At 42.6% G+C, this 13,387-nt stretch carries 10 protein-coding genes; 5 read left to right on the plus strand and 5 right to left on the minus strand.

The window, feature by feature from the left end; translation table 11 throughout:
- Positions 1-313: 313 nt before the first annotated feature.
- The 3 genes from lspA to AK823_RS02375 form a co-directional block, all read right to left on the minus strand.
- A complete protein-coding gene (gene lspA / locus AK823_RS02365; RefSeq protein ID WP_082785609.1) occupies positions 314-952 on the minus strand; it encodes a signal peptidase II in 639 nt (212 codons plus the stop codon).
- Complete coding sequence (gene ileS / locus AK823_RS02370) at positions 945-3,788, minus strand: isoleucine--tRNA ligase (protein WP_068325908.1); 2,844 nt, start codon at positions 3,786-3,788, stop codon at positions 945-947. The genes lspA and ileS overlap by 8 nt, the downstream gene beginning before the upstream one ends.
- A 791-nt stretch (positions 3,789-4,579) precedes the next feature.
- Positions 4,580-5,296, minus strand: a complete 717-nt coding sequence (locus AK823_RS02375) for a GntR family transcriptional regulator (protein ID WP_068034418.1) — start codon at positions 5,294-5,296, stop codon at positions 4,580-4,582.
- A gap of 218 nt (positions 5,297-5,514) precedes the next feature.
- On the opposite strand from AK823_RS02375, the gene AK823_RS02380 reads away from it, so the two are divergent.
- The 4 genes from AK823_RS02380 (at position 5,515) to AK823_RS02395 (ending at position 9,735) form a co-directional block, all read left to right on the plus strand.
- Entirely contained in the window at positions 5,515-6,213 is a 699-nt protein-coding gene (locus AK823_RS02380) for an aspartate/glutamate racemase family protein (RefSeq protein ID WP_068034421.1), read from the plus strand.
- A gap of 61 nt (positions 6,214-6,274) precedes the next feature.
- Positions 6,275-7,645 (plus strand): NCS1 family transporter, encoded by a 1,371-nt coding sequence (locus tag AK823_RS02385; RefSeq protein ID WP_082785610.1) that lies wholly within the window; start codon positions 6,275-6,277, stop codon positions 7,643-7,645.
- A gap of 212 nt (positions 7,646-7,857) precedes the next feature.
- A complete protein-coding gene (gene ald / locus AK823_RS02390; RefSeq protein WP_068325911.1) occupies positions 7,858-8,973 on the plus strand; it encodes an alanine dehydrogenase in 1,116 nt (371 codons plus the stop codon).
- A 168-nt stretch (positions 8,974-9,141) separates the two neighbouring features.
- Complete coding sequence (locus AK823_RS02395; RefSeq protein WP_068325913.1) at positions 9,142-9,735, plus strand: glutathione S-transferase; 594 nt, start codon at positions 9,142-9,144, stop codon at positions 9,733-9,735.
- Positions 9,736-9,832: 97 nt separating this feature from the next.
- Here the strand turns inward: AK823_RS02395 and AK823_RS02400 are convergent, their stop codons facing one another.
- Complete coding sequence (locus AK823_RS02400) at positions 9,833-10,384, minus strand: protein disulfide oxidoreductase (protein WP_068325915.1); 552 nt, start codon at positions 10,382-10,384, stop codon at positions 9,833-9,835.
- Between the two features lie 192 nt (positions 10,385-10,576).
- A complete protein-coding gene (locus AK823_RS02405) occupies positions 10,577-12,214 on the minus strand; it encodes a carbon-nitrogen hydrolase family protein (protein WP_068034429.1) in 1,638 nt (545 codons plus the stop codon).
- 534 nt (positions 12,215-12,748) lie between these two features.
- Here AK823_RS02405 and AK823_RS02410 point away from each other — a divergent pair.
- A complete protein-coding gene (locus tag AK823_RS02410) occupies positions 12,749-13,378 on the plus strand; it encodes a BLUF domain-containing protein (protein WP_068034431.1) in 630 nt (209 codons plus the stop codon).
- Positions 13,379-13,387 lie beyond the last annotated feature (9 nt).

The raw sequence follows: 13,387 nt of genomic DNA on the forward strand, positions 1-13,387 counted from the left end.
ACTTTATAAGCATAGTTTTACAGCTCTATAAACAAATAAATAGGCAAATAAACAGCTAAAAAAGGTGAGCAAAGAAATCCTGAGTTTTTGGCGATTAATCTCTTTGGTAAAATCTCAACGTTGAGAATTAGAATTGCTTGAAGTGTGTTCAAAATGCGTTACCAATTGCTTACGCTTGGTTAGATGAGCAGGAATGTATAGCAGGAGCAGCTCCAACACCTTAACTTAGCAAAAATAACAGGCAAAAGAAAAGGTGGGTTACGTATTTGTAAACCCACCTGCTAAATCTAAAAACTATTTACGATTATAATCGCTAAACCTCACGCTTCTTTTCTAAAAACAGCATATCAATGACAATCATCGCCACACCAATACTGATGCCCATATCGGCAATATTAAAGATCGGATAATGCCAGACATCCGCGTTGTGCACATGAATAAAGTCAATGACATGACCATGTAGCAAGCGATCTATCAGATTACCAACTGCACCGCCGAGCACTAGTGCTAGACCTGTAGATAGCAGCTTGGCTTGGCGTGGAGCCTTTATCAAATAGCCTATCAAGAACAGCGACATGATTAGAGCAAGACCCGAGAAAAACCACTTTTGCCAACCGCCTGCATCGGCTAAAAAGCTAAACGCAGCACCATAATTGTACGCTAAGGTCCAGTTAAGAAATGGTTCGATAACGGGCACTGGCTCATGGAATGTCAGGTTGGTTTCAGCCAGCCATTTCGTCCACTGATCAATGATAAGCACGGCAAGCGACAGCAAATACCACATAAAAGCGCGGCTACCATTTGCAATCATTTTTGGGGTCTTGGTCAAACGACTTCTCGGCGTCGTTGAGCTACCCGTGGTCGCATGAGCAGGCCTAGGTGCATTGTCGAGCTCGATATCAGGCTTCTTATTTTCAGGTGAGTCCGTTGGGTTAGGCGTAGAATTAGGCATAGTGGCGCACCTCGCCGTTACCAATGACGTTGGTTACGCAGCGAGCACATAGTTCAGGATGTGCTGCATCTGTACCGATGTCATTACGGATGTGCCAACAGCGCACACACTTGGTACCAGTCGCGGCGCTAACATTTACCACTAAGTCTGACATTTCTTCAGTGCTATTTTCGGCTTGCTCTGCGGCATTATCTGTATCAGCAGCAGGTGCATCACTCATCGGCTTTAAGGTCGCGCTACTAGTGATAAGTACAAAACGTAGCTCTTCGCCAAGCTTGGCTAAGCTTGCATGCATCGCGCCGTCGGCATATAAGTCAACGTCAGCTGATAAGTTAGCATTGATGATTTTTTCACCGCGGGCGTTTTCGATATGTTTGTTGACCATATCTTTAGCCAGCATGATACGTTGCCAGTCATCGGTACTGATGGCGCTTAACTCAAACTCTGGGAACTCGTACCATTCTTCCGTAAATACATAAGCGCTTTCATCAGCATTGTTGCTATGTAGTACTTCCCACGCTTCTTGCGCGGTGAACGACAAAATCGGCGTAATCCAGCGAATCAATGCTTGGGCGATATGATAAATAGCCGTTTGCGCAGAGCGACGCGGCTGTCCATCAGTTTGGGTCGTGTACTGACGGTCTTTGATAATATCTAAATAGAAGCTTCCCAAGTCTTGCGAGCAAAACGCTGCAATATGTTGCGTGACTTGGTGAAAGTCCATGGCATCATACGCAGTAATGATCTGTGCTTGCACGGTTTGCGTACGCTCAATGATGAACTTATCAAGGCTGACGAGTTCATTGATATCAACGCTGTTGGTTATTGGATCGAAATCATCGGTATTGGCCAGCAAGAAACGCAAGGTATTACGAATACGGCGATACATGTCAATCGCGCCTTTAAAGACCGTTTTACCCGCGCTCATCTCATAACGATAATCACTAGACGCAATCCACAAACGCAGCATATCTGCGCCTGTTTTATTAATCTCGTCTTGCGGAGTGATAATATTGCCCAGTGATTTACTCATCTTGCGACCGTTTTCATCGACCACAAAACCATGGGTCAACACTTGCTTAAACGGTGGGCGCTCGTACATCGCTTCAGACGTAAGCAGTGACGTCTGGAACCAACCGCGATGTTGGTCAGAGCCTTCCAAGTACATATCAGCTGGATTGGTTAATTCATCGCGTTGCTCGAGAACGGCAAAATGCGTTGTCCCTGAATCAAACCAAACGTCTAAAGTGTCGGTAGATTTATCATAATCAGCGGCTTCCGCGCCTAAGTAGTCTTCACAACTGGCATCAAACCAAGCTTCAACACCGCCTGCATCGATATTTTTCGCGGCTACTTCCATTAGCTCAAGCGTATTAGGATGCAGCTCACCCGTTTCTTTATGAGTGAAAAAGGCAATCGGCACGCCCCAAGTACGCTGGCGTGAGATGCACCAGTCTGGACGACCAGTCATCATAGATTCAATGCGGTTTTGTCCCCATGCTGGCGTCCATTTGACCGCTGGAATATCCGCAAGCGCACGCTCACGCAGACCTTTGGTTTCCATGTTGATAAACCACTGCGGCGTTGCACGGAAGATAATCGGCGACTTATGACGCCAGCAATGCGGATAGCTATGCTCAATTTTGGTATGGCTAATTAAGTGTCCGTTGTCATGTAGGGTGGCGATGATTTTTGGATTGGCTTTATAGATATGCTCACCAGCAAATACCGCTGCACTTTCTAAATAGACACCTGTACCGCTCACTGGGTTTTCAACTGGCAAGTTGTATTTAAGACCAACGATATAATCGTCGAGGCCGTGACCGGGTGCAGTATGTACCAGACCAGTACCGCTATCGGTGGTTACGTGATCGCCTAAGATAAGCGGCACTTGACGATCTTCAATCAATGGATGCTGGGCACGCAGACCTTCAAGCTCACGCCCTGATACGGTTGCCAATACGCCTTTATTACTGAGCTTAAGCTCGGTTAATGCCGTTTCAATAAGGTCAGTTGCTAATAAGAAGTTACCTTTGTCAGTCGCGACGACACTATAGTCATGTTCAGGATGTACAGCGATCGCTTGGTTAGCAGGTAATGTCCAAGGCGTCGTGGTCCAAATAACGGCTGCAATATTGCCATCGATTTTGCTCAATGCGGCAACCTTTTCGGTATCAAGCACATCAAAGCTAACGTAGATAGCATCAGATACTTTGTCTTGGTATTCAACTTCGGCTTCAGCTAGGGCAGAGCTACAATCCAAGCACCAGTTGACTGGCTTCATACCGCGGGTCACATGGCCATTGTCATAAATTTTAGCCAGTGCGCGTACGATGTTGGCTTCTTGATGGAAGTTCATCGTGAGATAAGGGTTGTCCCAATCACCAAACACGCCTAGACGTTTAAAGTCTGCCTTTTGCAGCTCAATCTGCGTGCTTGCATACTCACGGCACAGACCGCGGAACTCGGTAGCAGAGACTTTTTGACCGACCTTGCCGACTTTGGCTTCGACTTTTTGCTCGATAGGTAGACCATGACAATCCCAACCGGGCACGTAAGGCGCATCAAATCCTGATAAGGTTTTTGACTTTACGATAATATCTTTCAATACTTTATTGACCGCGTGACCTAAGTGAATCTGACCATTGGCGTATGGAGGGCCGTCGTGCAAAATGTATTTGGTCGCACCTGTACGCGCCTTGCGAATTTTGCCGTACACATCATCCGCTTCCCACTCAGCAAGCCAATCTGGCTCACGTTTGGCAAGGTTTGCGCGCATAGCAAAGGGCGTATCGGCAAGGTTCAGCGTGTCTTTATAGTCGATAGATTCGGTCATAGTCGTTGTCTTTGTCTCTATTTATACAGTGGAAAGATAAGGGTTAGGATGCGCAATATTATAAGGTGACTCATAAACCAACGGACATGTTTAGCAAAAATAAAAGCTACCCATTATAGGATAAATAAGGGACTAAAAATAGGGGCTTTCATCCATTGAACCAACCACTAAATTGAAGCTGTTGCTAGGTAATGGGTAGTTGATGCGAGTTGGCTTGACATCATTTTCGGGAATGTACTGAGTATTAGTAATATAGTCAGTTCAAAATAAAAGGAGTACATACTGTAACACCGTTCTGCTGGGATGAGTTTTCCTCGCTTGCTGTGCGCAAGCCAGACAGAGGCTGCGAAAAATTCATCTCAGCAGTATTGTATTTTTTTTAGAGTGAGTCGACTATATTGGCTGCTGCATTGAGATATGCGTGTTGTGCTAGTCAATTTCAAGATTAGGATCTTTAATTGCTAGCCTTGACTCTAACATTAACATCGTCTCTAGCTGCCAATTGATTCGTCACCATAATCAGTCCTAAATAGAAGTACAAAAATCATAACGCGCTACTGAGATAAATGCCTTGCAAAAGAAATGCCAGTACAGCATGGATAACTAAGGAACAATTAGGGGAGAAAAGGCAAGATGTATAACAGGAGATGAAGGAAAGACTTTCTAATAAAAATAGATTCTATAAAGATCTAAAAGTGCCTGAAATCCTATCGTTAATCAGGTTTAAAAACCATGCTCTTAAAATAGTACATGGTCTTTTAACGTGCTTGAACACATGTTTTTTTGAAAAGTTAGACCGGTACGATGGTCAGCTGCTCTGCCAAGCTAAAGAATGGTTTTGCAGAGCATTCAAAATCAAGCCCAGCCTCCAAATGATTCAAATGCTCGTCAATTAATAATAGAAGGCGTTCTTCATCCTTTGCTTCGATAGCCTGTACCATATCAAGATGTTCATCTTCGGCACAATTGGACGATCCGACCTTATTATACAAGCCGATAATTAAGGTAGTACGTAGCGTCAATTCACTCAAAAACCGCTCTAGGACTTGGTTGTCAGCGATGGTAGCCAAATGCATATGAAATGTACGTGACAAGCGAAGTTCTGCGGGCTTATCGCCTTGCGCACGTGCTTTAGCCTCAGCGGCTATCGTGGCGCGCATATCAGCAATATCTTGCGGAGTGATGTTCTTGATTACCTTACGTGCAAGCGTCCGCTCAATCGTGCGGCGGGCTTCAAACACATCGCCAGCTTCTTTCGGCGAAGGCGTGGATACAAAAGCACCTCGATTAGGCTGTAATTGCACCACATGCATGGTTGCAAGCGTAGAAAGCGCACGCCTGACATTGGCTCTATTACATTCAAATAGATCGCTCAACATCTGCTCACCTAGCTTTGTTCCGGCTGGCAGACGCTGCTCTGACACCGCAGCGGTGATAGAGTTAATGATCGTTTGCTCTGGTATCTCATCGAACCCAGAAGCTGATTTTTTAGTTTTTACAATATTCATAGGCGCAATTATAGAGCCCCATCCTCATCGCCACAACAAATATTATAAATTTTTGATTGTTTTGTTAACAATAATAGTTAACAATGTTTGTTAACAACAATTATTTGATGACAGTTCGATATTGAATAATTGATAACGAGTAATTAACAACAAAACTAAAAATCAATAATGAAACTAATAACGAAAATGACAACGAAAACGAGAAATAGCGAGCTTCTATGAAAATTTTAGTAATGAATCCAAATTCAACGACTTCAATGACAGATAAAATCGTTGAAAGTGCGCGTCAAAAAGCCAGCGCTGGCACTACCATTATTGGCGCATCTGGAACGGATGCTCCTGCCTCTATTCAAGGACATCACGACGAAGCGTTGTCTGTTCCTGGTTTAATCAGACGTTTACAGCAAGCTGAAGCAGAAGGTATTGATGGGGTGGTGGTTGCTTGTTTTGATGATCCGGGTATCGGCGCTTGCCGCGAAGTTTTTTCAGGACCTGTTCTTGGAATTTGCGAAGCAGCAGTCAAGGCGGCGAGTATGATTTCGACGTCATTTAGTGTTGTCACGACCTTACCTCGATCTGTACCTGTGATTGAAGAGCTTATTCATGGTTATGGCTTATCCCATCGCTGCCGCCGTGTACGCTCTGCTGCCATACCGGTACTTGCACTTGAAGAGCCTGGCTCTGGCGCACGAGAAAAAGTCCGTGATGAGATTTTACGTGCGGTACGTGAAGATAACTGCGAAGCCGTTGTTTTAGGCTGTGCTGGTATGGCTGATTTGACAGAGTGGTTGACTGAGGAGACTGGCGTTCCTGTCATTGATGGCGTTGCTGTTGCTACGCGCATGGTTGAGGCCTTGGTTGGCTGCGGCTTGAAAACAAGCAAAGTTGGCGCCTATGCGGCACCGATTCAGAGTTAAATAAATTGAAATGAGATAACCCACGATTAACCAATAAACTTTCTCAAGGAAGGAGAACGTAATGGAAAATGCGAAAGTTGCCGTCGCTGCGGCAGGAGTGAAAGCCCTCGATCATAAGACGGTTGGAAAGGCGGTTGGAGAGGAAAGTCTGGCACCGCAAACCACGCGGATTATGGGCTCATGGTCTTATTTATTTGCTTGGTTAGGTGGGTGTGTCTCCATCGGGACATTCACGGTTGGATCAGGCCTCGTCGGCACCTTAAATCTACTACAAGTGGTTGTCGCCATTACGATTGGTTGTAGCGTTATTGGCGCAGCGCTGATGATTAATGGCCGAGCCGGTCATAAATATGGTATACCGTTCATGGTGCAGACTCGCTCTGCCTTTGGTTTTTCCGGTAGCCGTATTCCAGCACTCGTGCGTTCAGTGCCAGCGATTGTATGGTTTGGCTTTCAGAGCTGGATTGGTGCTGGAGCCCTAAACTTGGTATCTGATACTTTGTTTGGCTACAACAATATTGTCGTCTTCTTCATTGGCTTTCAATTCCTACAAATTGGTTTATCCGTCCTTGGTTTCCATGGAATCAAATGGCTTGAAAATATTGGTTCCGTTTTTATTATCGGTTCACTTGCATACATGTTTTTTAGTGTCATTAACAAGTATGGCGCTACGATTTCTACCAACCTTGTTAATGTTGAAGGCACATGGGGCACACCGTTTTGGGGTGCAACGATGTTGTTCTTGGGTGTCTATAGCACGATGATGCTCAACGTCTCTGATTATTCAAGAGAATTGCGTAAGAATGTTGGGCTATTCCGTCAAGTGGTTATTTATGCCAACTCAATTCTTCCTGCCACACTATTTATGGGGTTGATTGGGGTGATGGTCACTAGTGCGACTGGTGAGGTCGATCCTATTCAAGTGTTTTCTAGCGCCGTCGATAACAAGCCTTTATTGATTATCACCATGCTTTTCATCGCTTTTGCGCAAGTCACGACCAATATCTTAAACAACGTTATTCCACCTGCTTATGCGTTAATGGATATCTTTAACCTTAAGTATAAAACAGCGGCTGTTATTGTTGGTTTGCTAGCATTCTGTACCTTCCCTTGGGAGCTGGTAAAAGATGAATCTGCCGCAGGATTGAATCTATTTATTCAAACCTATTCAGCCTTCTTGGGCCCAATATTTGCAATCTTAGTAGTAGATTACTATTTCTTGCGCAAACAAAAACTTGATATCGATAAGCTCTATGACAAAGATGGCCCTTATAAAGGCGTCAATATGGCTGCAGTCATCGCTATGATTATTGGTACTGGGGTCGCGTTAACATTCTCAAGTATCTCATGGTACGCAAGCTTGATTCCAGCAGGTGCTATCTATTGGATCTTGATGCTCAAAATGCCCGCTGCGCAGCGTTTTATGTCATAAACAATTTCGTTCAGAATTTGAGATAGATAAACAACAATCCCTACCGTAGAGTGTTCTACCGTAGGGATTGTTGCGTTAAGCAGTTGGTTGCTGCATGATAACCTTAAGTTGTCAGGGTCTTAGCTGATGTTAAGGTGTTAAACAATGCTAAGCTCATATCGCTTACTTTTTTTACTGAAATGTAAGATTACTCTCATCAAGGAAGATGAAATATGAAAATAGGCATCCCTAAAGAAATTAAAAATAATGAAAATCGTGTTGGCCTGACTCCAAGTGTGGTTAGTATCTTGGTCGACAACGGTCATGAAATTTTGGTCGAAAGTAATGCTGATATCGGCTCACAATTTACTGATGAGGATTATAAAACGGCAGGGGCTACTATCGTTAAGAGTGCTGATAAGGCTTGGAATGCTGAGCTGGTCATTAAGGTAAAAGAACCGCAGAGTAATGAATATAAGTATTTAATTAAAGATTTAACATTATTTACCTATTTGCATCTCTCTAACGAGCCTGAGCTTGCGAAAGTGTTGATCAATAATAAAGTAACCGGTATTGCTTACGAGACAGTGCAATTGACAGACAACTCATTGCCACTACTCACACCGATGAGCGAAATTGCTGGGCGTATGAGTACGCAAATTGGTGCGCAGTTTTTGCAGACTTTTTATGGCGGTAAAGGGATTTTGCTGGTCGGCGTTCCAGGCGTACAAAAGGGCAGAGTGACTATTATTGGTGGCGGGGTAGCCGGTACAGAAGCGGCAAAAATTGCGATTGGCCTACGTGCTGACGTTACTATTTTGGATCTTGATCCTAAACGTCTCAAGCAGCTATCTGAGATGTTTGATAATAATGTGCAGACTCTAATATCTAACAAAGTCAACATCGCAAAAAGTGTAAAAGAAAGTGATTTGGTCATCGGTGCAGTGTTGATTCCAGGAGCGGCAACACCGAAACTCGTCAGCGAGGAGATGATTAAATCAATGAGCGCTGGCAGTGTCATTATTGATATTGCTATTGACCAAGGCGGCGTCTTTGAAACTACCGACCGTATTACTACTCATGATAGTCCGACTTATATTAAGCATGGGGTGATTCATTATGCGGTTGCTAATATTCCAGGAGCAGTGCCACGTACCTCAACAATAGCGCTCTCTAACGTCACCTTGCCGTATGTATTGGCACTAGCTAAAAAAGGCTATCGGCAAGCATGTCTTGATGATCCAGCACTGGCAAAAGGCGTTAATACCACTCAAGGCTATATGACCTATAAGGCAGTTGCTGAGACGTTGGGTTATGAATATAAAACACTAGATGATTTGATTGGTTAGATTCTTTAGAGAATAGGGCTGCTGGTGGGGTCAGTATGTATCGCGTTTCAATATAAAAGCACAATGTTTTTAATAATGTTTTCAATGATTTAAATTGACGGCAAATACTCATTATTATACTGTAGATAATAGACAACAACCACTATAGACAATATAGGAATAACAGACATGGAACTTTATGATTTAGAGTTATCAGGGAATTGCTATAAGGTTCGGCTGTTTTTAGCATTGATTCAACAACCTTATACATTGCGCTCGGTGGATTTTTTAGAAGGTGAACATAAGAATGAAGAATCTATTAAACGTAATGTCTTTGGTGAAATTCCGGTATTCATTGATGGCGATTTAATTCTTAGAGATTCACAAGCCATTCTTGTTTATCTTGCTAGAAAGTTTGATAGAACGGACTGGTATCCAACGACGCCTGCTGATGAGGCTAAGGTTGTGCAGTGGTTGATGGTCGCTGAAAGTGAGATTGCCAGAGGCCCTAATGATGCCCGATTGCATGATAAGTTTGGCTATCCATTAGACATTGATTTGGCTAGGAGCAAGTCAACCCGCATCCTTGATATCTTAAATAAGCATCTAGCAAATCGTGACTGGTTAGAGCTTGATCGGCCGACGATAGCGGATTTAGCTTGCTTCCCTTATGTCGCACTTAGCCACGAAGGCGGCGTATCACTAGAGTCTTATCCAGCGATACAGAGCTGGATAGAGCGTATCAAGGCGCTACCAAATTTTGTCTCCATGCCTGAAATATGATGAAAAATTACTCCTACGGTAGGCTTATTAATGCAATTAGATGGAATTTTAAATTAAGCAACTCTCTAAGTAAGCCATCTATATTAATTGTAGTAAATTAGAAATTTGAGCTAAGCCACAACCTTAATCTAAGCGACCAAAGCGGCTGAATACCTGTCAATCCTTGTGTCATCTCACCATCTTTTAAGATGACATATGAAGGTGTGACCTGTCCCTGCCAATCGGCGAAAATATTGCCTTCTTGGTCATTAATTGTCGTAAAACTATAATCATGCTCATTAAGATAGCTGTGAAGTTCTTGATCAGAGCCTGACTTAATAGCGATAGTAACTACTGGGTAGTTATTCGCCGCTGCGAGCTTGTCTATAGTTGGCGAGGTCACGCTACAAATCGGACACCATGTACCCCAGAAATATACCAGCGTTGGCTTATCCGCACTCATAGCAGCCAAATCAACTGCCTGTCCTTGATAGTCAGTAAGTTGCAGCTGCGGATTGGCTGGCATGACAGGTTGTCGCCACCAGTTAATTGCAGTATATACCACCACAAAGACTAGGCCATATAACAGTACGGTCTTAAGCACTGATAACAGCTTCTGTTTTGGGGTTTTCTTAGGCTTTATCTTTTTCTTTTCAACATCAGTAATCATAGCGTCTGCTTTTCTTGTCTTCAGTCTATTTACTTAAATGAATTACTCGGAGTAGGGGTTTTCTGAAATAAAGGTTTTTTGGATAAAAATAAACGGCTGAATGGTCAGCCGTTTTATTAAAATAAAGGTTGTTAAAGTAGTAAGTTCTTAGAGTAGTAAGTTTTCAAAGTTTGCAGCTGTATTTTAAAGCTTTTAAGACTTCTCAGCACGTCCTTGCAACGGATCACCTAGTAACACACTACCAGAGTTTTCGCGACGCTCTTCATCGCTGATTTTACTCGCAGAAACTTTGGCTTTTCGCTTCCACTTAAGACTAAACAAGTCGTCACGGCGATCAAGCAAATTATGTACTGAACCTTCGTTACGCACATGAATGAGCTTATCTAAATTCACATCAGAGAAAAATACCATCTCTGTATTAGGTGTGGTTTCTGCCATAATGGCATCATGCGGAAAGGCAAAATCTGAAGGTGAGAAAATAGTCGACTGCGCGTATTGAATATCAAGGCTTTCAACTTGCGGCAAGTTACCAACTGATCCGCAAATCATCACATAGCATTCATTTTCGATAGCACGTGCTTGCGCGCAATGACGCACACGCAAATAACCATTTTGCGTATCTGTCCAGAACGGTACGAATAAAATATCCATATCATCAAGCGCCATTAAGCGTGCAAGCTCAGGAAATTCGACATCGTAACAAACCAAAATACCAACACGGCCAGCGTCAGTATCAAACACTTTTACCTCATCACCGCCTTCGATAACCCAAGCACTACGCTCGTGCGGGGTAATATGGATTTTGCGCTGCTCTTCTACGGTACCGTCACGGCGGCATAAATAGCTGACATTATATAAGACATCGTTTTCATCGATTAGCGGCATAGAACCGCTGATGACGTTGACGTTATAGCTTACTGCCAAATGTGAGATCTCATTTTTGAACCATTCGGTATAACCAGCCAAAAATCGAATAGCAACGTTTTGATCCGTTGATTCGCACAGACCCATTAATGGCGCATTAAAAAACTCTGGCAAGCAAGCAAAGTCAGAATTGTAATCTGCCATAATATCGACAAAGAATTCAACTTGTTGTAGGAGTTCTTCTGGCGACTCAACTTCGCGCATCTGCCATTGAATACCACCGATGCGTACTTCAGATTTACGAGTGTTTGGCTTGTAATCTCTGGGTTCGTAATAGATATTTGCCCACTCAAGCAGGGTTGCAAAGCCTTTAGATTGTTTATCATCTGGTAAATAAGCAGTTAAAATACGCTTGACAATAAAGCCATTAGACAACTGGAATGATAGAGCAGGATCGTGAATCTCACGCGATTCAACAGCCTCGATATAGTCACCAGGGGATAAATCCTGATGGTCATGATATTTCGGAATACGTCCACCAGCTAGGATAGCTCGCAAGTTGAGCTGGCGGCATAGCTCTTTACGAGCATCATATAATCTACGACCCAAACGATAGCCACGATATTCAGGGTCAATCAGCGCATCTAGACCATAGATAGCATCGCCTTCAGGGTTGTCTTTAATGATTTCTTTTTGTCCAATTAAATCATCATAAGTATGCGGGTTCGAGAACTTGGTATAATCAACACGCATAGACAGCACGATACCGATTAACTGATCGTGGTCAAATAAAGCGATTTGCCCTTCTGGAAAAGCATCAATCAAAGTGTGAATAGTAGTCTTTGACCATGAACCGCCTAAGTTAGCATAGACACGATCCATCAATGATTTTAACTGTGGGTAATCTTTTTTCTTAATTTCGGCAATCGTTAGATGAAAATCGTCTAATTTTTCAATTTTGCTCATAGTATTCCTGTTTTGGGTATTTACGAATGTTAAATCGTTGGGTTTGAAGTGGATTAAATATTTATAGGATTTATAACACTGAATTTTTGTGTAACAAAAGTCATAAAAATATACCAATCATTCCGTATAATCGTTACAATAATTTATCGTTGCATTTACAATGAGTTATCACTGCTATATTGGTTATTTAGTAAGCATATAGATAGAGGTAAGTTAACGTTTTACAACTATTAACTTAGAGTTTGTCTCATAATTAAGTAACTGTTTATTTTTAAATAGGCGTTCGTTCATGAATAAATATCTGATTATAAGTAGATATTTAGACTAATAGCTAATTTTCAGCACTTTTTATGACGATAGCATAGCTTACTAGGATAGTTATTCTATCAAGCAAAGTAAGTAATGACAGTCCAGCATAGTAAATATTTACTACGTTTTTGTGAATTGTTTCGTGTTACTTATTTTAGTATCACTTCTTTCGTTTGTTCAGCTTTATTTGTAATCCGCGCAAAAGCGCTATTTTTAGGACTTTTCATGCCCTTGCAACCTGTTGATACGGTCAACTTATTAGAGAATACAGAAGAGTCGGCACTCATTCAGCTGGTTTACGTTAGTAGTATCACTTTTAAAAGTCGTATAAATACGTCGATATTCGATGAAGTAGAAAAACACGCGCGCGACCACAACGAAGACCATGGTATCACTGGCATTTTATGCTATGGCAATGGACAGTTTTTACAATGCATTGAAGGTAGCAAAAAAGAAGTACTCACCTTACAAAAGCGTATCTTTGCTGATACTCGTCATAAGAATGTTAAGGTACTGCTGATACAAGCTATCGATCAGCGTAGCTTTAGTGATTGGCGTATGCGTTTATTGTTTTTGGAGCGTTGGCTATGGTCACCAGCGACAAAACAACAAGCGGCACAGTTGGCACCATTTCTGCCTTTTAGTCCGCACGGCTGGTCTCCTAAGCGCACCGAACAGTTTTTACAAATCATTAAAAACTTTGAGACTCCGCCTCATATTAAAGCTGCTGGCATTACCTATAATGCCTTGGGTAATATGGTTCAGCACATCGCAGCGCCTCATCAGGCATTTTTAATTGTGCAGAGTGTCTTAAGCTTATTAGTTATCGTCGCTCTGATTCTATTATATTTATAAGTTCTATCA

Source organism: Psychrobacter sp. P2G3, assembly GCF_001593285.1.
GTDB lineage: Bacteria > Pseudomonadota > Gammaproteobacteria > Pseudomonadales > Moraxellaceae > Psychrobacter.

Coding starts and splice junctions, on each gene's coding strand:
- ald (WP_068325911.1), top strand. CDS start 7,858: ATGAAAATAGGCATCCCTAAAGAAATTAAAAATAATGAAAATCGTGTT.
- ileS (WP_068325908.1), bottom strand. CDS start 3,788: ATGACCGAATCTATCGACTATAAAGACACGCTGAACCTTGCCGATACG.
- AK823_RS02400 (WP_068325915.1), bottom strand. CDS start 10,384: ATGATTACTGATGTTGAAAAGAAAAAGATAAAGCCTAAGAAAACCCCA.
- AK823_RS02395 (WP_068325913.1), top strand. CDS start 9,142: ATGGAACTTTATGATTTAGAGTTATCAGGGAATTGCTATAAGGTTCGG.
- AK823_RS02410 (WP_068034431.1), top strand. CDS start 12,749: ATGCCCTTGCAACCTGTTGATACGGTCAACTTATTAGAGAATACAGAA.
- AK823_RS02380 (WP_068034421.1), top strand. CDS start 5,515: ATGAAAATTTTAGTAATGAATCCAAATTCAACGACTTCAATGACAGAT.
- AK823_RS02405 (WP_068034429.1), bottom strand. CDS start 12,214: ATGAGCAAAATTGAAAAATTAGACGATTTTCATCTAACGATTGCCGAA.
- lspA (WP_082785609.1), bottom strand. CDS start 952: ATGCCTAATTCTACGCCTAACCCAACGGACTCACCTGAAAATAAGAAG.
- AK823_RS02385 (WP_082785610.1), top strand. CDS start 6,275: ATGGAAAATGCGAAAGTTGCCGTCGCTGCGGCAGGAGTGAAAGCCCTC.
- AK823_RS02375 (WP_068034418.1), bottom strand. CDS start 5,296: ATGAATATTGTAAAAACTAAAAAATCAGCTTCTGGGTTCGATGAGATA.